We start from the raw sequence: 18,216 nt of genomic DNA, 5'->3' as shown, positions 1-18,216 counted from the left end.
ATTCCCGCCCCGCGCGGTCGGCCCTTGACCCTTCTCCCCCCCGCCCGGCACAGTCTTAGCCCTTTTGAGGCGAATGGTATCGAGGCAGGCGGCGCGATGATTACGGAGCTTTTGGAAAAAGTCGGGCGTGGGCAGGATTTGACCCGGCAGGAACTGGCCTTCGCGCTGGATGATCTGATTGATGGCGGCTGCCCCGATCTGCAATTCGCCGGTTTGTTGATGGGCCTGCGGGTGAAGGGGGAGACGGTCGAAGAGTTGATCGGCGCCGCCTCCGTCCTGCGCGCCCGCGCCCTCAAACTGCCATTGAAGACGCGCCCGACCCTGTGTACCGCCGGAACCGGCGGCGATGGCGCGGGGGGGCTGAACCTTTCGACCACGGCGGCGATCATCGCGGCGGGGGCCGGGGTCAGCGTCGCCAAGCACGGTAACCGCGCGGTGTCGTCGAAAAGCGGTAGTTCCGACGTGCTGGAAGCCCTGGGCGTTCCGGTCGATCTGTCGATCGAGGCGACGGCGCGCGGCATCGAAACCATCGGGATCGGCTTCCTCTTCGCGCCGCTTTATCACCCAGCCACCAAGGCCGTGGTGACGATCCGGCGGACCTTGGGCGTGCGGACCCTATTCAATCTGCTCGGGCCGCTGACCAATCCCGCTCATGTCCGCACGCAGTGCGTTGGCGTCTATCACCCGTCGAAGCTGCGGACGATGGCCGAAGCCTTGGCCGGGCTAGAGTGCGAGCGTGGCTTGGTCATCTCGGCCGAGGTGGGGTTGGACGAGGTGGCGCCGCTTGGGCGCACCCATGTCGCCGCGCTGAAGAAGGGCGAGATCGAGGTTTTCACCGTCACCCCCGCCGATTTCGGGTTTGAGGAACGACCGCTCGACAGTATCAAGGGCGGCACCCCGCAGGAGAATGCGGCGGCTTTGTTGGCGATCCTGCGCGGCGAGGATCACCCAGGCCGCCCGGCGGTACTGATGAATGCTGCGGCCGCCCTGGTTGCCGCCGATGCGGCCGGCGATTTCAAGGAAGGCGTTGCCCTGGCGGACCAGGCAATTGCCTCCGGCGCGGCGCTGGCGAAGCTCGATGGGCTGCGCGCCCTGAAGAATGAGGCCTAAGATGACGACCACCACCCTTCCCAACCGCCTGAAGCCGATCTGCGACCGCCGGGCGGAGGATGTCGCCGCTGCAAAGGCTAAACGGTCTCTGGCCGAGCTTGAGCGGGCGATTGCCACCCTCCCCCCGACGCGCGGCTTCACCCGGGCGGTAACCGCGCCGGGCGACCTGCGTGTGATCGCCGAGATCAAGCGCGCCTCCCCCTCCGCCGGAACGATCCGGGCGGACAGTGACCCGGTGGCGATTGCCAAATCCTATGAGGCGGCGGGGGCTTCCGCCCTGTCGATCCTGACCGAGCCCCATTGGTTTCATGGGAAGGATGAAGAATTACAGGCTGCCCGCGCCCAGGTTTCGATCCCGGTATTGCGCAAGGATTTCGTCGTCGATCCCTGGCAGCTTGCCGAAACCCGCCTGATTGCTGACGCCTGCCTGCTGATCGTTGCCGTCTTGGGCGAGGCAACCGCCGATTACCTCGCTCAAGCGCGCGCCTATGGGCTGGATGCGCTGGTGGAAGTGCATGATGACGCGGAAATGGCGATTGCGTTGAAGTCCGGTGCTGATCTGATCGGCGTCAATAACCGCGACCTCACCACCTTCATTATCGACCTCAAGAACGCCGAACGGCTGCGCCCGATGGTGCCGCCCGGCACTGGCTTCGTCGCCGAAAGCGGGCTTGAGACGCCGGAGGATTTCGCCCGCATGCGCGCTATCGACGCCCAAGCGGTGCTGATCGGCTCCGCTCTGATGCGCGCGCCAGAACCGGGGGCGCAGTTGCGTTATTTGTTGGGGCGGTAGATAGCCGGTCTGCCGTGTGGATTATCCGTTTATCAGATACTGATAATCGGTTTATGATACCCATATGATCAAAACTGCCGCAGACAAGCGAACGGCTCGGTTTCTCGCGGGTGAGCGGGTGGCGGAGTTTCAGGCTTTTGAACGGCAAGCCCAACGGCGGCTGGCGTTGCTGCACGAGGCGTCTTGCTTAGCCGATTTGATGGAGTTTCCGTCTAATCGGTTTGAAGCCTTGCAAGGGGATCGAAAGGGCCAGTTCAGCATCCGCATCAATGTCCAGTGGCGGATTTGCTTCATTTTCAGCGAGGGGGACGCCTATGATGTCGAAATCGTCGATTACCATTGAGAAGGTTAACCTTCCGGCGATCCATCCCGGTGAAGTTCTAGCCGATGAAGTGGCCGAGGCTGGCCTGTCGGTTTCCGCCCTTGCCCGCGCTTTGGACGTGCCGCAGAGCCGGATGGCGGATATTATCGCGGGTAAACGCGGGATAACCGCCGATACCGCCCTGCGATTGGCGGCTTATTTCGGCACGTCGGCACGCCTCTGGCTGAATTTGCAGTCGGCCTACGATCTCGCCGTCACGGAAGCCAAGGATGGCGGGCATATCGCCGCCGTTGTTCGGTCCCGCGCCGCATAGAGGCGTTAAGTAAGGTAAACAGCACATGGTCCGGGTAAAAATTTGCGGTCTGACGCGCTTGGGCGATGCGTTGCACGCGGCGGCCTGTGGGGCGGATGCTTTAGGGTTCGTCACGTGGCCGGGGTCGAAGCGGGCGATTGCGGTGGCGGACCTTGCCCGGCTGCGGCGGGAACTGCCGCCCTTCGTGCAGACGGTGGCGGTGACGGTCAATGCAACGCCCGCCGAGCTGGTCGATCTTTGGACGAAAACCGGCGTAAGCGCCGTGCAGCTTCATGGCGATGAAACGCCAGCAGCGTATCGCGGCCTGCCGATGCCGGTTATCAAAGCCTTCCGAGCCCCGCCTCTGGCGGCCGATCTCGACGCTTGGGAGGCAATGGGCTTTCTGGCCGATGGCGCGGCGGCAGGGCATTACGGCGGGTCGGGCGTTGTCGCCGATACGGCAACGGTCGAAGCACTGGCCGCGACCGGGCGGCTGATTCTGGCGGGCGGGCTGACGCCGGAGACGGTGGCCGATGCCGTGCGCCGCACTCGCCCCTATGCGGTGGATGTTGCTAGCGGGACGGAGGCGGCGCCGGGGATCAAAGACCCCGACAAGGTGCGCGCCTTCATCGCCCATGCGAAAGCGGCAGTCGAATAAGAGTCTGCCTTAATCCTGCCCCAAGGTTACGGGGAGCTAAACTGAGGTTCTGCCCGTTGTAATTTGATTTGATGCGGTGTCAGGCGTAAGTCTATTGGCACGGGGGACGGAGAAAGCGACCGAAACCCCGAAAGAAAAACCAAACAACGACTTGCCTGATACAAGTAAGGATCGAATCATGACGAAGATTGCTGCCGGTTTTGCTGCTCTGGTTCTCTCGGTGTCGGGCATGGCCCTCGCGTCTGGCGCGACCACCCTGCCTGCCCCCGCGCCGGAAGCCCCGGTGAAGGCTGCGGCCACCACCCCGGCGGCGCCGGTCAAGGAACAGGCCGGTAAGGTCCAGGCCCCGGTGCAAGCCTCGGGCGCTGCTGAAACCAAAGCCGCACCGACCGTGAAGCCGGTTGCCCCTGACGCTAGCAAGACCGAGGTAAAGCCGGAGGTGAAAACCGAAGTCGCCCCGGTCAAGAAGACCGACGATAAGGCTGTGCAGGGTGCCGCCGCGACCGGCGCACAGACCGGCGCCCCAGTGAAGACGACGACCAACTAAGCGTCGTTCTCCCTTCCTAAGTCTTCCCTCTGTTCAGCGCAGGCGGCGGCATCCAGCCCGCCTGCGCCCCTCCCCTCGCGTCTTGAAGGATCTTGATCATGTCGAAGATTGCTGCTGGCTTTGCCGCTCTGGTTCTGACTGTCTCGGGCGTTGCCCTGGCATCGGGGACGACCCCGACCGCCCCGGTTGCCCCGACGAAACCGGCTGTTACCGCCGCGACCCCGGCTGCCCCGGTGAAGGCGCATGTGAATAAGGTGCAGACGCCGACCCACGTGTCGGGCACTGCCGACACCAAGGTCGCCCCGACCGTGAAGCCCGAGGCTGGCAAGACCGATGTGAAGGCCGAAACCGCGCCGGTGAAGAAGGTCGAGGATAAGGCCGCCCAGGGCGCCGCCGCGACGACGGTAGCCCCGGCGGCGAAGACGACGACGAACTAACCAAGCCGCCTAGAAACCCCCTCGGGCCTCCCCGAGGGGGTTTTGCCGGTTACGGCAGCAGCACCGTTGCGCCCGTCGTCCGCCGTTCGGCGAGGGCGATATGGGCTTGGGCAACATCCTTGAGCGCGAAGGTCTGGTTCACGTGAATCTTGACCTTCCCCGACAGGACCACGTCGAACAGATCCTCGGCGTTCGCCAGCAACCTTTCCCGGGTATCGATGTAATGGCCGAGGGTCGGGCGGGTCAGGAACAGCGACCCTTTGCTGGCGAGGGTCAGCGGGGCAACCGCCGGAACCGGACCGGAGGCATTGCCATAGGTCACCATCATGCCGCGCGGGGCCAGCGCGTCGAGCGAGGCATCCCACGTATCCTTGCCAACCGAATCGTAGACGACATCGACGCCGCGTCCGCCGGTGAGGGCCTTCACTTGGGCGGCGATATCGTCCTGGCCGCTCACCAACACATGATCGCAGCCCAGGGATTTAGCGAGATCGACTTTCCCGGCGGAGACGGTGCCGATCACCGTGGCGCCCAAATGCTTGGCCCATTGCACGGCAATCTGCCCAACCCCGCCCGCTGCGGCGTGGAACAGGATCGTATGCCCCGGTTTCAGCGGGAAGGTTTCCTTGACCAGATAGCGCGCCGTCATGCCGCCGAGCAGGATGGCCGCCGCTGTCTTATCGTCGAGCGCATCCGGCAGCGGGACCAGCCGGTCGGCGGGATAGAGCCGCTTTTCGGCATAGGCGCCGGAGGGGCCGCTGGCATAGCCAACCCGGTCACCCGGTTTCACGACTGTGACCCCTGGGCCGACCGCCTCGACGACGCCCGCGCCCTCCTGCCCCAGCACGAGCGGTAGCGGCAGCGGATAAAGCCCGGTGCGCTGGTAGATTTCGATAAAGTTAAGGCCGATGGCGGTCTGGCGGATCAACGCCTCGTTCGGGCCGGGGGCAGGAAGCTCGATTTCTTCCCACTGTAAAACCTCGGGGCCGCCGAAGGCGTGCAGGCGAATGGCATGGGTCTTGGTCATCGTGAGGATCCTTACGCCGCCAAGGCTTTCGCCAGGAAAGCCTCCGTCCGTCCATTGGCGAGCGTCGCGGCATCGGCATTGTAATGCTGACCACCGACGCGGGCGAAAGCGTGTTCCTGCCCGTCGTAGACATAGGCGGACGCGGCGGGGCGGCTGGCCAGCGCAGCCAGCACCGCTTCCCGGTCGGCGGGCGGCACGTATTTATCCAACTCGGCGATATGCATCAGCAGCGGGGCGCTGATCTTCTCGAACTCCGGCACCAGCGGTGCCAGCATGATGCCGTAGTAGGACACGGCGGCATCGGCATCGGTGCGCAGGGCCGTTAACAGCGCCAAGCGCCCGCCCAGGCAATAGCCGACCGTGCCGACCTTCCCAACACCCAAGCCGCGCAGATGGCTGATCGTCGCCTGAATGTCGGCAACGCCCTTGTCTTGATCAAAACCGTTCAGCAGGGCGAAAGCCTTCTGCCATTCGGCTTCCGTCTTATCGGTAATATCGACACCCGGCTCCTGCCGCCAAAACAGGTCCGGCGCCAGGACGTGATAGCCCTGCGCGGCAAAACCTTCCGCCAGATCGCGCATCACCTGATTGACGCCGAAGATTTCCTGGATCAGCACCAGCCCACCTTTCGGGGCGCCGTCCGGTTTCGCTTCATAGGCCGTAAAGCTCTCGCCCGCTGCCGTCGTAATCGTGACCGTGCCCGCCATTGGGTATTCCCCCCGAAAGATTGCGTTGCCCGCATTGGACCGATAGTCTCGCATCCGCGCAAGACTTGAAATTTAACAGAGTTAAGCCGACCTTCTATCGGCTGTTTTCGACCCCTTTGCCCGAGATGCGAATGCCCCGTCTGCCGACCGATCCCGCCCTATATTTCGATGCTCATTTTTTCGTCTGCACCAACCGCCGCCCGGACGGGCATCCGCGCGGCTCCTGCGCTGGGTCGGGGTCGGAAAAGCTGCGCGACTATGCCAAAGCCCGCGCTAAGGAACTCGGCATCCGGGGCCTGCGCGTCAATGGCGCCGCCTGCCTAGACCGGTGCGAGCTGGGGCCGACCATGGTGATCTATCCGGAAGGTATCTGGTACCATGCTCGCACCGCCGAGGATATCGACGAGATTTTGATCACCCATCTGCAGGGCGGCGGGCGTGTCGAACGCCTGATGCTGCAGCCGGATCAGAAGAGCCTGTGACCGCCCGCGCCGAAACGATTATCGCCGTCGCCACAGCCCCCGGTCGGGCGGGGGTTGCTGTGCTGCGCGTCTCCGGCCCCGAGGCCGGGCCGCTGACGGTGGCGCTGACCGGGCGCCGCCCCCTGCCCGCCCCGCGCTTGGCCGCCTATGCGAGTTTCAGCGATCCCGCCACTGGGGCGCTGTTGGACCGTGGGCTGTTGCTCTGGTTCCCCGGCCCGGCCAGTTTCACCGGCGAGGATGTGGCGGAGTTTCAGGTTCACGGCAGCCGGGCAGTGTTGGCCGCCCTGCTGGCGGCGGCAACCGGCTTTCCCGGCGTGCGCTTGGCCGAGCCGGGGGAATTTACCCGCCGCGCCTTCGATAACGGCAAGCTCGACCTGACCGAGGTGGAGGGCCTGGCCGACTTGATCGACGCCGAAACCGAAGCGCAGCGGCGGCAGGCAGTGCGGCAACTCGACGGCGCCTTGGGGCAGATTATCCTCGGGTGGCAAGCGCGGCTGATGCGCGCGCTGGCCCATTGCGAGGCAACGATTGATTTCGTCGAGGAAGAGGATGTGCCGGACGATCTTCTGTCCGCCACCCGCCCCGACCTGACGGCACTACTGGCGGAGATGCGGGGGCAGGCGGCTGATGGGCGTGGCGAGCGGCTGCGCCAGGGCTTGACCATCGTCATCTTGGGGCCGCCCAACGCCGGAAAGTCCAGCCTGTTGAATGCGCTGGCGGGGCGGGAGGCGGCGATTGTCTCCGACCGCGCCGGGACGACGCGCGACGTTATCGAACTGCATCTTGACCTTGGCGGCTACCCGGTGACGCTGGTCGATACCGCCGGGCTGCGCGCCACCGATGATCCGATTGAGGCGGAGGGTATCCGCCGCGCCCGCGCCCGCGCCGATCAGGCCGATCTGGCGCTGGTGCTGCTCGACCGCGCCGATTGGCCGCGCGTGCCCGATGATGTCGCGCCCTGGCTCGATCAGCCAGGAACGCTGCGCCTGCTAACGAAGTGCGACGCGGGGATCGCGCCCCCCGCCGATGCCCGGGGCTGGCTACCGCTCTCCGTGCAGGACGGCATTGGGTTCGACGCGCTCATGCAGGCGCTGACCGAACGCGCCGCCGCCCTGCTTTCGACCGGGGCCGATCCACTGCTGACCCGCGCGCGCCATCGCGCCGCCTTGGATGAAACCTGCGCGGCACTCGACCGGGCTTTGTCTGGGACGCTGCCGGAGTTGATCACCGAAGATGTGCGCCTCGCCCTGCGCGGCCTGGGACGGATCGTCGGGCGGGTCGATGTCGAGGATATTCTCGGGCTGATCTTCGCCGAGTTTTGCATCGGGAAGTGATATAGGCGTGATGCGTTCCCAGTGCTATTCTGCATCGATTGTTCCTCTCTCCTTTTGTCGAGAGAGCATCTAGATTCAGGGCGAGCCTTAGGATTGGGATTCTGATGCATACCTCCAGCCAAACCGAATCTCTCTCTAGCATGGGGTCTATATTTTTAACCCGCGTCGTCCTGAGGAATTATAAAAGTATTGGGAATTGCGATGTACGCTTGAAGCCCTTGACCTATTTAGTCGGCGCTAATGGTTCAGGGAAAAGCAATTTTCTCGATGCACTTCACCTCGTCCGGGATGCCTTGATGGGGTCACTGGATAATGCGCTGAGTGAGCGTGGCGGCTTGACGGAAGTTAGGCGCCGATCCAGTGGGCATCCGACGCATTTCGGTATCCGACTGGAATTCCGTCTCCCTGGAAGCGGTAAAACAGGGTACTTCGCCTTCAATGTCGGGGCGTTAAAAAACGGCGGCTATGAAGTGCAGACCGAAGAATGCTCTATCGGTGGTAGGGGCAAGGGGCCTTTCTATCGAATTGTTCGGGGTAAGCTGGAGGAGAGCAGCGAAGAGACTTTTCCGGTCGTGACCTCTGATCGTCTTGCTCTGGTAGCTGTTTCTGGTCTTGCTGCGTTCCGTCCGGTTTTCGACGCTTTGGCATCAATGGGATTCTATAATCTCAACCCGAAGCTAATGCGCGAGCTACAAAAACCGCAAGACGGGCGGTTGCTCAAGCCTGTCGGCGAAAATATCGCCAGTGTGATCGGGCATCTGGAGAAAAACGCCCCCGAGCAAATTGCTAACATCGACGGCTATCTTCAGACGGTGGTCCCAATGGTGCATGGTTTTGAGCGCACGGGAATCGGTCCGGTCGAGACGCTCTTGTTCAGACAGGATATGGCTGGCTCTGCGCATCCTTGGCGATTTCTAGCGCAGAGCATGTCCGATGGAACCCTGCGCGCTTTGGGAGTGCTGACGGCTCTCTTTCAGGGCAATCGTGATTTTTCGCCAACCCTGATTGCGATTGAGGAGCCTGAGACGGCCTTGCACCCTGCTGCAAGTGCGGCGTTGCGGGATGCCTTGATGAAAGCGGCGCAACAAACCCAGGTCATTGTCACGAGCCATAGTCCCGATTTGTTGGATGACCTGAATATCGAACCTGATCTGTTGTTGGCAGTTGTGTCGGAAGGGGGGGAAACCAAGATAGCGCCACTTGATACGGCATCGCGCCGAACAATGCGGGATCATCTTTTCTCCGCCGGTGAATTAATGCGTATCGGTCAGCTTGCGCCTGATCGCGATGCCCTGGCTAATCAGGCTAAAAATCAACCTGATCTCTTCGCGGATATCGACGAATGATGACCACGGTTGCGCCTATCGTCGAGGGGCACGGTGAGGTGGAGGCGTTGCCCCTTCTTCTAAGGCGGTTGGCAGAATGGCAGACCCCGAATCTCTATGCTTCGATACTTCCCCCAATTCGGGTCCGCAGGGATCGCTTTCTAAACAACGAACGGGAGTTTCAGAGGCATCTTGTTCTTGCTGCGGATAAATGTGGGGAGCAGGGGTGGATACTGCTGCTGCTTGACGCGGACGATGATTGCCCTGCGACGCGTGGTGCTGAAGTCCTAGAGCGGGCGCAGTCGTATATACCCTATCGTCGTATATCGGTAGTCTTCGCTAATCGTGAATACGAAGCTTGGTTCGTTGCTGCGGCACAATCACTTCATGGGTATCGAGGCTTTTCCCTTTCTCCTGGGTATACGGTTGATGCCGAAGCGATCCGCAATGCTAAAGGCTGGATTGAGCGTCAGATGGGTGGGGTTAGCTATAGTGAAGTCCTGCATCAGCCGGGGTTCTCGCAAAGGTTTGATATGCAGCAGGCTTTTGATGGTAGCCGGTCGTTTCGAAAACTCTGCTCAGAATGGTTGAAGCAGGCCTGGTTTGAGGGAGCGGGCGATCTCGCAGAATGAGCGCATGTTTCACGTGAAACACGGCACCTCCCCTACCCCATCAGATGATAGCCGCCATCGATGAAGATGGTATCGCCGGTCACGATCCGGGCGGCATCGGTCGCCAATAGGGCGACCACCAGGCCGACATCTTCGATGGTGGCCAACCGATGACCGGGGGTCTTCTCCTGAGTTTCTTCGACCAGTGTGTCAAACTCTGCCAAGCCCGACGCGGCGCGCGTATGGATCGGACCGGGGGAAACGATGTGGACGCGGATGTTCTTTGGTGCCAGCTCCGCCGCTAGATAGCGCCCGGCACTCTCCAGCGCCGCCTTCACCGGCCCCATTAGATTATAATGTTCCACGACTTTTTGTGCCCCGAGGTAGGACATGGCGAACAGCGTTCCGCCGTCCGTCATCAAAGGTTCTGCCAGTCGTGCCATGCGGATGAAGGAATGGCAGGAGACATCCATCGCCTCGGCAAACCCTGGCCCGGAGCTATCGGTCAACCGGCCTTGTAGATCGGCTTTCGGCGCGAAGGCGATGGAATGGATGAGGAAGTCCAGCTTTCCCCAGCGGGTGCGCACGGCCTCGAAGACCGCCTCCAGCGCCCCTTCCTCCGCGACATTTAAGGGCAGCAGAAGCGCGGCCCCTAACCCCTCCGCCAAGGGGGCGACATGGGGTTTCGCTTTGTCATTGAGATAGGTAATCGCGAGGTCCGCCCCCAGCGCGCGGGTGGCTTGGGCGCAGCCATAGGCGATGGATTGGGCGTTGGCGATGCCGACGATCAGCCCTTTCTTACCGTCTAAGCGCAGTCGGGCGGGGTCGAAGGGGTTAACACTTGCGGTCATGGCATGGCTCCGGGAGGGGTCCGTTCTTGCCGGGGGGCGGCATTTTGCGTAAGGTCCGCGCCATGATGCACAAGATCGATGTCATTGTCGTGGGCGGCGGACACGCCGGCACGGAAGCTGCGGCTGCTGCGGCCCGCCTGGGCGCGCGCACCCTTCTGCTCACCCATCGCCGCGATACGGTCGGCGCGATGTCGTGCAATCCGGCCATCGGCGGTTTGGGCAAAGGCCATCTGGTCCGCGAGATCGACGCGCTCGACGGCATCATGGCCCGCGCCATCGACAAGGGCGGCATCCAGTTCCGCATTCTCAACCAGTCGAAAGGCCCAGCGGTGCGCGGCCCGCGCGCCCAGGCCGATCGCAAGCTCTATGCGGCCGCCGTGCAAGACCTGCTGGCCGAAACGCCGAACCTGACCATTCTGGAAGGCGGCGCGGTCGATCTGCGCTTCACCGGCACCCCCGGCGTGGACGAGTGCGTGACCGGCGTGGTGCTGGCCGATGGGACGGAGGTGCAGGCGGGCGCCGTGGTGTTGACCACGGGGACTTTCCTAAATGGCCTCATTCATATCGGCGAAACCCAGATTCCGGCGGGGCGGGTGGGCGAACCCCCGGCGCTCGGCCTGTCCGAAGCCCTTAGCGCGCGCGGCTTTGCACTGGGGCGTCTGAAGACCGGCACGCCCGCCCGGCTGGATGGGCGCACCATCGATTGGGCCAGTTTGGAGATGCAGCAGGGCGACGATCCGCCGCCCCCCTTCTCCTACCTGACCGACCGGATCACGGTGCCGCAAATCGCCTGCGGCATCACCTATACGACCGAGGCGATGCACAGCATCATCCGGGAGAATTTGCACCGCGCGCCGATGTATAGCGGCCAGATCGCCAGCACCGGCCCGCGCTATTGCCCGTCCATCGAGGATAAGGTGGTGCGCTTCGCCGACCGCACGGCCCATCAGATTTTCCTGGAGCCGGAGGGGTTGGACGATCCGACCGTCTACCCGAACGGCATCTCCACCTCCCTGCCGGAAGACGTACAGCGGGCGATGATCGCGGCCATCCCCGGCCTTGAAAAGACCGTCATCCTGCGGCCCGGCTATGCCATCGAATATGATTACGTCGATCCGCGCGAGTTGCGGGCGACGCTAGAAACCAAGCGCGTCACCGGCCTGTTCTTCGCCGGGCAGATCAATGGCACGACGGGGTATGAGGAAGCCGGGGCGCAGGGGCTGATCGCCGGGATTAATGCGGCGCTGCGTGCGGGCGGCGGCGGGACGGAGTTTACGCTCGACCGCAGCCAGGCCTATATCGGCGTGATGATCGACGATCTTACGACGCGCGGCACCGCCGAGCCCTACCGCATGTTCACCAGCCGGGCGGAATATCGCCTGTCCCTGCGCGCCGATAATGCCGACCAGCGGCTGACCGCGCTCGGCATCGGTATTGGGGCGGTTGGGTCTGACCGGGCGCGCTTCTATGCCGCAAAGGAAACGGCGCTGACGGAGGCGCGGGCACTGGCGGCGCGGCTGAAGATGACGCCGACCGAACTTGCTAAGCGCGGCTTCACCATCACCCAAGATGGGGTGGCGCGCTCGGTAACGGAACTCTTGCGCTTCCCTGATGTGACGCTGGACCGGCTGACGGCCCTATGGCCCGAACTGGCTGATCTGCGGGCTGATGTGGCGGAGCAATTGGTGATCGACGCGGGCTATGCCGGGTACCTCCAGCGCCAAGACGCCGACATAAAAGCCTTCCGTAAGGACGAGGCGCTGACCTTGCCCGCTGATCTCGATTATACCCAGGTTGGCAGCCTGTCGGCGGAAGTGCGGCAGAAGCTGATCGCCGCCCGGCCCGAAACCCTGGGCGCGGCGGCGCGCGTGCCGGGCGTGACCCCGGCAGCGGTGATCGCTTTGCTACGGCATGTGAAACAAAAGCCGGTGGCGGCGTGAGCGGAAACCCCGGAATCCTCAACGCTGTTTCACGTGAAACACGCGGGCGGTTAGAGGTCTATGCCGATCTGCTGCGCAAGTGGCAGCCGAAGATCAACCTGATCGCCCCTTCCACCCTCCCCGACCTCTGGGCGCGGCATTTCGAGGATTCGGCACAACTGCTGCCGTTGGTCCCCGAAGGCACTAAACGTATTGCCGATATGGGCAGCGGCGGCGGTTTCCCTGGGTTGGTATTGGCGATCCTGACGGGCATCGAAACCCATCTGATCGAAAGCGACAGCCGCAAGGGTGCCTTCCTGCGCGAAGCGGCGCGACTAACCGACGCGCCGGTGACGCTGCACACGAAACGCCTCGAAGCCATGCCGAGCCTCGGCGCTGATTTGATTACCGCCCGCGCCCTCGCGCCGCTGACCGAGCTTCTTGGTCATGCCGCGCGCATCGGAGCCGCAAGCGGTTGGCGGGGATTGTTCCTGAAGGGCGAATCCTGGCAGAATGAGGTTGCTGCGGCGCAGCAGACTTACGCTTTCACCTTAGCGGAAACGCCCAGCCGCACCCACCCTTCGGCTATGATCTTGTCGATCAAGGATGTTCATCATGTCGCTTGAAGCTTCCGCCGCCCCGCTGGGCCGGGTCATCGCCGTTGCTAATCAGAAGGGCGGCGTTGGTAAGACGACGACGGCGGTCAATCTGGCGACGGCCCTCGCCGCCTGCGAGAAGCGCGTGCTGGTGCTCGATCTCGACCCGCAGGGCAATGCCTCCACCGGCTTCGGCATCGACCGGCGTTACCGCAAAACCGGATCGTATCAAGTACTGACCGGCGCGGCCCCGGTCGCCGATGCGGCGGTGGGAACGGAAGTGCCGGGCCTCTTCGTCGTCACCTCCTCCGTCGATCTGGCGGGGGCGGAGTTTGAGTTGGTCGATGAGGACGGGCGGGAGCAGAAGCTGCGCGAGGCGCTGGAAAAACAGCCCCTGCCCTATGATTACATTTTGATCGACTGCCCGCCGTCGCTTGGCCTGCTAACCCTGAACGCCCTGGTGGCGGCGGATGCGGTGTTGGTGCCGCTGCAATGCGAATTCTATGCGCTGGAAGGCCTCGGGCATCTGTTGCGCACGGTGGAGCGGGTGAAAAAGAGCTTCAACCCCGATCTCGCCATCCAGGGCATCGTGCTGACCATGTACGATAAGCGCAACAATCTGTCGGACCTGGTGGCGTCGGACGTGCGGGAGCATATGGGCGATCTCGTTTATCAAGCGATGATCCCGCGCAATGTCCGCGTGTCGGAAGCGCCCAGCCACGGTAAGCCCGTGCTGATCTATGATCTTAAGTCCCCCGGCAGCCAAGCCTATCTTAATCTGGCGCGGGAAGTGCTGAAGCAGGAAGAGGAATGGGCGGCGGCATGATCGACGATAAGAAGAAACCCCGCCGGTTGGGGAAGGGCCTCAGCGCTATCTTCGGCGACGATGAGCCGGATGCCCCGGCGGCGGAAGCCACGCCGACCGGCACCCCACCCCTGCCGCGCAGCCTGCCGACCTCCTACCTCACGCCCGGCCGCTATCAGCCGCGTCGGCGGTTCGAGGCCGAGGCGATGGAACAGCTCATCACCTCCGTCCGCGAACAAGGGGTGGTCCAGCCGCTGATCGTCCGCCCGCTGGGCGATAACCGTTACGAAATCGTCGCCGGGGAACGGCGCTGGCGCGCGGCCCAAGCGGTCCAACTGCACGAAGTTCCGGTCGTCATCCGCGATATGACCGACCGGCAGGCGTTGGAAGTCTCGCTGCTGGAAAACATCCAGCGCCAAGACTTAACGCCGCTGGAAGAAGCCGACGGTTACCGCCGTTTGATGGATGAGTTCGGCCATACGCAAGAAGCGCTGGCCAACCACCTCGGTAAAAGCCGCAGCCATATCGCCAATACCCTGCGTTTGCTGAACCTGCCGGAAAGCGTGCGGGAATTGGTCGAAAGCGGTTCCCTCTCCGCCGGGCACGCCCGCGCCTTGCTGACCCTACCGAACCCGGAAGCGGTGGCGGAGCAGATCATCGCCAAAAAACTCTCTGTCCGCGCGGTCGAACAAATGGCCCAGCGCGCCAAGGACGGGAAGCCGCTTACCCCCGCCCCGGTGGCCAAACCCCGGCGTGTGAAGGCGGTTGCAGGTGGTGCGAAAGACCCGGATACGCTGGCGCTGGAAGCCGATTTGTCCCACAAGCTCGGCGTTGCCGTGGAAATCGTGACCGATGGCGAAGCCGGGCAGTTGGTGCTGCATTACGCGACCCTGGAGCAGCTCGACGATCTGTTACAGCGGATTGGGTAAGGAGCAGATTTACGGTTTTCCGTAATTCGGTTTTATGAGAACACTATATGTACAAGGCGACGGTTTTGACCGACGCAACGGCTAAGGATAGGGCCATATGACGGTGAGCACGCAAGGATCGACGGAAGTCGCGCTGGAGTTTCGCCAGAGCTTGCGTGAACGGAAGTTCGCGACCGTTTTGGCTGATCCACCGTGGCAATTCACCAATCGAACGGGAAAAATGGCCCCGGAGCATCGGCGCCTCAACCGCTACGGCACTTTGTCGCTGCCGGAGATAATGGCCCTTCCGGTTGCCGAGGTTTTGCAACCAACCGCTCATCTCTATCTATGGGTACCCAATGCTCTGCTCCCTGAAGGGTTGGCCGTGATGCAGGCTTGGGGCTTCCAGTATAAAACCAACATTATCTGGCATAAGATCCGTAAAGACGGTGGGTCGGATGGTCGGGGAGTTGGTTTCTACTTTCGCAATGTCACGGAAATTCTCCTCTTCGGCGTGCGCGGTAAGAACGCCCGGACCTTGCATGCAGGACGGACGCAGGTGAACTACCTTGGCACCCGCAAACGTGAGCACAGCCGGAAACCCGATGAACAATATCCGCTTATCGAAGCCTGCAGCCCTGGTCCGTTCTTAGAACTTTTTTCCCGGGGTGTTCGGCCCGGCTGGACCGTTTGGGGGAACCAAGCGGATGAATCCTATGCGCCAACCTGGGAAACCTATGCGCATAATTCAGCAACAGTCTTGGCCGCAGAATAATATCTTACCCCGCCGAGACGGGATCATTAGGCGTTTTTGGTGAAATTGGGTTTGCGTCCATCCAAGACTGGAAGTCACGAATGACGGCCGGTCGAATGCCAAGGGCAAGGATTGGGCAGCCACCCGCACGCCCGGCGTCTAACCGATACAATAGTTTGCCCATCCAGGTGGTGCTGGCACCATATTTGGCGCGGAAATCGCCCCTAGAGGTCCGGCGGCCAATTTCATCGAAGACGTGGTTCAATTCGCGGGAGCGCGTCAATAAGATGCACCCATCGATCAGGCCACAGTCATAAAAGGTTCGGGCGGCATAGAGATCGCGGTCAAAGGTTTGATCTTTGCTATTCCATTCCATATCAAACGCGACACGGTTTTTAACAAAATCGATTTTATGTCCGTCAATGAAGCTGGCGATACGGAATGTATCCTCGGTTTCTACCGACGTATCATCAGCCTTCTGGTTGCTTTTTGCGCGCTCCGACGCTGGGACAAGGGCAATTTTGCGGACCAAGAGATCCCCTTGGACTCGGGTTTCCCACCATCCCAACGGGTTCAATAATTTATCCATACGCTTTGCAATGTCTGATTTATTACCACCCGGCGTTAAAATATCCGCCATATCAATATGAAACCGGGTGAGGGCATAGATCAGCTCGGCAATTTCCACCGGATTGGCTGCTGCAAGAATATGGCTGGCATTGCGGTAGCTATGGACCTCAAATCGTTCCAGGAAGTCCGACGTAAAAATTTCACTGATCCGAACATCTTTTGCGGACAGCTCGCGCTCAGAACCGGGACTAGACATTCGAAAACTCGCAGTGCAGCGTTAAAAGCCCAATAATAGATGCGCAATCGCGTCAGGAACAACCTTTGGGATAGATCGGACTTCCCCATCCGGCAGACGGACCACCGGCCCCCGGCTGCATCGGCCTTGGCAGGGGGCTTCGGTGATGGTGATCGGCAAGGCGCGCGCTGCCGCTTCGGCACGCAGGGCTTTCAGAAGTTTCCGCGCCCCCCGCCCGGCGCAGGACGGGCGGTCCCAGCCGAAGCGGCGGTTGGTGCAGACCAGCAAAACTAGCGGCGGCGGTTCTGGCGGTTCCATTCCAACTGGTCCGGCGTCAGGCGGAAGCCGATCAGCACTTCGTAAGCGTTGCCGAACTCGCCGTCCTTCAGATTGATGCGCTGCTCCAACTCGTCGAACAGGCCGACGCGGGCGCTATTGGCGGGATAATCGGCGCGCAGGGTGAAATCCTGCTGCACCAGGATATTGCGGTTCTTATCGAGGATCGACACGAAATAGGGCAGGTCGGCAAAGCGTGGGCCGCCCGCCGCCGGGCCGCGTTCGGACGTCAGCTCGATGCGCAGGTCGACGACGACGGTGCGCTGCTTGTTTTCATAATAGCAGGAGCCGGAAAAGCCGCTGACGTTGGAGATCGATTGCACGTCGGTCACATCGCGGCCCGGCCCGTCGCGGAAGACGGTCAGGCGCGCGGCATCGGCCAGAATGCCAACGCGCGGGCATGGCGGGATCGTCGCCGTCTCGCTCTGGCCGCTACAGGCCGCCAGAAGAAGCGCTGCGCTAAGACCCGTCGCCCCGAGCCGCACCGCCGAACCCATCCGCATTCTCAGAACCCTTTCCAAAAAACCAAGGCCCCTTACATAGCAGCCCAGGCGCCCGCTTCCTACTGCCGCGAACGAAGGGCGGGCTTCCGTTTGGCGAAAAACGGCTTTACGGTGCGCGCGGGTTCAAAGGAAGAGACGGATGACCGAGACGCTTGCCCCCCTTACCTTGCTGCTGGCCGGCCCACGCGGTTTCTGCGCTGGGGTGGACCGGGCCATTCAGATTGTCGAGCAAGCGTTGAAGAAATTCGGGGCGCCGGTCTATGTGCGGCACGAGATCGTGCATAACCGCTTTGTCGTCGAAAGCCTGGAGGCGCAGGGCGCCGTCTTTGTGCAGGAACTGGATCAGGTGCCGGATGACCGGCCCGTGATCTTTTCGGCGCATGGGGTGCCAAAGGCGGTTCCGGCGGAAGCGGAACGGCGCCAGATGATCTACCTCGACGCCACGTGCCCGCTGGTCTCCAAAGTGCATCTGGAAGCCGAGCGCCACCATGCCGAGGGGCTGCATATCCTGTTGATCGGCCATAAGGGCCACCCGGAAGTGATCGGCACGATGGGCCAGCTTCCTGCGGGCTCGGTGACGCTGGTGGAGGATCGGGCGCAGGCGGAAGCCATTGCGGTGCCCGATCCCGCGCGCCTCGCCTATATCACGCAAACCACCCTCTCGGTCGATGACACGAAGGACATCGTCGCGGTGCTGGAAAGCCGCTTCCCGGCGATCCAGGGGCCGCGCAAGGGCGATATTTGCTACGCCACGACCAACAGGCAGGCGGCAGTGAAGGCGATTGCCGAACAGAGCCAAGCGCTGCTGGTGATCGGCGCGCCCAATTCCTCCAACTCCCGCCGGTTGGTGGAGGTGGCGGAACGGTCGGGCTGCGCGCGCGCCGGGCTGATCCAGCGGGCCAGCGAGATCGATTGGGTAGCCTATGCGGATGTCGAGACCCTTGGCCTGTCCGCCGGGGCGTCGGCGCCGGAAGTGCTGGTGGACGAGGTAATCGCCGCCGCCCGCGTCCATCGCACGGTCACCATCCGCGAGATCCGCGTCACCGACGAAACCGTGGTCTTCAAACTCCCTAAAGCGCTGGCAGACTGATCCG

23 protein-coding genes are annotated in these 18,216 nt (G+C 62.5%); 17 read left to right on the top strand and 6 right to left on the bottom strand.

What is annotated here, in order from left to right; translation table 11 throughout:
- The first annotated feature begins 96 nt into the window (after positions 1-96).
- The 7 genes from trpD (at position 97) to CHR90_RS19505 (ending at position 4,159) form a co-directional block, all read left to right on the top strand.
- Positions 97-1,110, top strand: coding sequence for an anthranilate phosphoribosyltransferase (trpD, locus tag CHR90_RS04405; RefSeq protein ID WP_094407768.1), 1,014 nt, complete (start codon positions 97-99; stop codon positions 1,108-1,110).
- Position 1,111: 1 nt separating this feature from the next.
- Entirely contained in the window at positions 1,112-1,903 is a 792-nt protein-coding gene (trpC, locus tag CHR90_RS04400; protein WP_094407767.1) for an indole-3-glycerol phosphate synthase TrpC, read from the top strand.
- A gap of 64 nt (positions 1,904-1,967) precedes the next feature.
- Positions 1,968-2,246 (top strand): type II toxin-antitoxin system RelE/ParE family toxin, encoded by a 279-nt coding sequence (locus tag CHR90_RS04395; RefSeq protein ID WP_094407766.1) that lies wholly within the window; start codon positions 1,968-1,970, stop codon positions 2,244-2,246.
- Positions 2,218-2,538, top strand: coding sequence for a HigA family addiction module antitoxin (locus CHR90_RS04390; RefSeq protein WP_094407765.1), 321 nt, complete (start codon positions 2,218-2,220; stop codon positions 2,536-2,538). Before CHR90_RS04395 ends, CHR90_RS04390 begins: the two co-directional genes overlap by 29 nt.
- A gap of 25 nt (positions 2,539-2,563) precedes the next feature.
- Positions 2,564-3,175 (top strand): phosphoribosylanthranilate isomerase, encoded by a 612-nt coding sequence (locus CHR90_RS04385; protein ID WP_094407764.1) that lies wholly within the window; start codon positions 2,564-2,566, stop codon positions 3,173-3,175.
- A 178-nt stretch (positions 3,176-3,353) separates the two neighbouring features.
- Entirely contained in the window at positions 3,354-3,722 is a 369-nt protein-coding gene (locus CHR90_RS04380) for a hypothetical protein (RefSeq protein WP_141210866.1), read from the top strand.
- Positions 3,723-3,820: 98 nt separating this feature from the next.
- Positions 3,821-4,159 (top strand): hypothetical protein, encoded by a 339-nt coding sequence (locus CHR90_RS19505; RefSeq protein WP_094407762.1) that lies wholly within the window; start codon positions 3,821-3,823, stop codon positions 4,157-4,159.
- Positions 4,160-4,208: 49 nt separating this feature from the next.
- Here the strand turns inward: CHR90_RS19505 and CHR90_RS04370 are convergent, their stop codons facing one another.
- Together CHR90_RS04370 and CHR90_RS04365 are read right to left on the bottom strand one after the other, a co-directional pair.
- Complete coding sequence (locus tag CHR90_RS04370) at positions 4,209-5,186, bottom strand: quinone oxidoreductase family protein (protein ID WP_094407761.1); 978 nt, start codon at positions 5,184-5,186, stop codon at positions 4,209-4,211.
- An 11-nt stretch (positions 5,187-5,197) separates the two neighbouring features.
- Entirely contained in the window at positions 5,198-5,893 is a 696-nt protein-coding gene (locus CHR90_RS04365) for a dienelactone hydrolase family protein (protein ID WP_094407760.1), read from the bottom strand.
- Positions 5,894-6,024: 131 nt separating this feature from the next.
- Here CHR90_RS04365 and CHR90_RS04360 point away from each other — a divergent pair, with 131 nt between their 5' ends.
- The 4 genes from CHR90_RS04360 to CHR90_RS04345 all read left to right on the top strand — a co-directional run bounded on the left by CHR90_RS04360 (position 6,025) and on the right by CHR90_RS04345 (position 9,666).
- Positions 6,025-6,375 (top strand): (2Fe-2S) ferredoxin domain-containing protein, encoded by a 351-nt coding sequence (locus tag CHR90_RS04360; RefSeq protein WP_094407759.1) that lies wholly within the window; start codon positions 6,025-6,027, stop codon positions 6,373-6,375.
- Positions 6,372-7,709 (top strand): tRNA uridine-5-carboxymethylaminomethyl(34) synthesis GTPase MnmE, encoded by a 1,338-nt coding sequence (mnmE, locus tag CHR90_RS04355; RefSeq protein WP_094407758.1) that lies wholly within the window; start codon positions 6,372-6,374, stop codon positions 7,707-7,709. The genes CHR90_RS04360 and mnmE overlap by 4 nt, the downstream gene beginning before the upstream one ends.
- 104 nt (positions 7,710-7,813) lie before the next feature.
- Positions 7,814-9,055 (top strand): AAA family ATPase, encoded by a 1,242-nt coding sequence (locus tag CHR90_RS04350; RefSeq protein WP_212668610.1) that lies wholly within the window; start codon positions 7,814-7,816, stop codon positions 9,053-9,055.
- Positions 9,052-9,666, top strand: a complete 615-nt coding sequence (locus CHR90_RS04345; protein ID WP_212668609.1) for a DUF4276 family protein — start codon at positions 9,052-9,054, stop codon at positions 9,664-9,666. The genes CHR90_RS04350 and CHR90_RS04345 overlap by 4 nt, the downstream gene beginning before the upstream one ends.
- A gap of 32 nt (positions 9,667-9,698) precedes the next feature.
- Here the strand turns inward: CHR90_RS04345 and fabI are convergent, their stop codons facing one another.
- On the bottom strand, positions 9,699-10,496 hold the full coding sequence (fabI, locus tag CHR90_RS04340; RefSeq protein WP_170941287.1) for an enoyl-ACP reductase FabI: 798 nt from the start codon (positions 10,494-10,496) through the stop codon (positions 9,699-9,701).
- 65 nt (positions 10,497-10,561) lie between these two features.
- Between fabI and mnmG the strand changes: the two genes are divergently transcribed.
- The 5 genes from mnmG to CHR90_RS04315 all read left to right on the top strand — a co-directional run bounded on the left by mnmG (position 10,562) and on the right by CHR90_RS04315 (position 15,499).
- Positions 10,562-12,436 (top strand): tRNA uridine-5-carboxymethylaminomethyl(34) synthesis enzyme MnmG, encoded by a 1,875-nt coding sequence (mnmG, locus tag CHR90_RS04335; protein ID WP_094407805.1) that lies wholly within the window; start codon positions 10,562-10,564, stop codon positions 12,434-12,436.
- The gene (gene rsmG / locus CHR90_RS04330) at positions 12,433-13,041 is read left to right on the top strand and encodes a 16S rRNA (guanine(527)-N(7))-methyltransferase RsmG (protein WP_094407757.1); all 609 of its coding nucleotides are present in this window, start codon (positions 12,433-12,435) and stop codon (positions 13,039-13,041) included. Before mnmG ends, rsmG begins: the two co-directional genes overlap by 4 nt.
- On the top strand, positions 13,031-13,837 hold the full coding sequence (locus CHR90_RS04325; protein WP_094407756.1) for a ParA family protein: 807 nt from the start codon (positions 13,031-13,033) through the stop codon (positions 13,835-13,837). Before rsmG ends, CHR90_RS04325 begins: the two co-directional genes overlap by 11 nt.
- On the top strand, positions 13,822-14,745 hold the full coding sequence (locus tag CHR90_RS04320; protein WP_229671596.1) for a ParB/RepB/Spo0J family partition protein: 924 nt from the start codon (positions 13,822-13,824) through the stop codon (positions 14,743-14,745). Before CHR90_RS04325 ends, CHR90_RS04320 begins: the two co-directional genes overlap by 16 nt.
- Positions 14,746-14,842: 97 nt before the next feature.
- Positions 14,843-15,499: an MT-A70 family methyltransferase gene (locus CHR90_RS04315; protein ID WP_094407755.1), complete on the top strand. Its 657-nt coding sequence runs from the start codon at positions 14,843-14,845 to the stop codon at positions 15,497-15,499.
- Between the two features lie 4 nt (positions 15,500-15,503).
- Here CHR90_RS04315 and CHR90_RS04310 read toward each other — a convergent pair whose 3' ends face one another.
- Genes CHR90_RS04310 through CHR90_RS04300 form a run of 3 tightly spaced genes read right to left on the bottom strand, consistent with a single transcriptional unit; the run spans position 15,504 to position 17,122 of the window.
- Positions 15,504-16,304, bottom strand: coding sequence for a BglII/BstYI family type II restriction endonuclease (locus CHR90_RS04310; RefSeq protein WP_094407754.1), 801 nt, complete (start codon positions 16,302-16,304; stop codon positions 15,504-15,506).
- Between the two features lie 21 nt (positions 16,305-16,325).
- Positions 16,326-16,601, bottom strand: coding sequence for a hypothetical protein (locus CHR90_RS04305; protein WP_094407753.1), 276 nt, complete (start codon positions 16,599-16,601; stop codon positions 16,326-16,328).
- Positions 16,574-17,122: a hypothetical protein gene (locus CHR90_RS04300; protein WP_141210865.1), complete on the bottom strand. Its 549-nt coding sequence runs from the start codon at positions 17,120-17,122 to the stop codon at positions 16,574-16,576. The genes CHR90_RS04305 and CHR90_RS04300 overlap by 28 nt, the downstream gene beginning before the upstream one ends.
- A gap of 139 nt (positions 17,123-17,261) precedes the next feature.
- On the opposite strand from CHR90_RS04300, the gene ispH reads away from it, so the two are divergent.
- Positions 17,262-18,212, top strand: a complete 951-nt coding sequence (gene ispH / locus CHR90_RS04295) for a 4-hydroxy-3-methylbut-2-enyl diphosphate reductase (protein ID WP_094407751.1) — start codon at positions 17,262-17,264, stop codon at positions 18,210-18,212.
- The last annotated feature ends 4 nt before the right edge of the window (positions 18,213-18,216 follow it).

This window comes from Elstera cyanobacteriorum (genome assembly GCF_002251735.1).
Taxonomy (GTDB): domain Bacteria; phylum Pseudomonadota; class Alphaproteobacteria; order Elsterales; family Elsteraceae; genus Elstera; species Elstera cyanobacteriorum.
The sequence above is the reverse complement of the archived record's forward strand: the minus strand, read 5'-3'. Positions and strand labels throughout refer to the sequence as shown.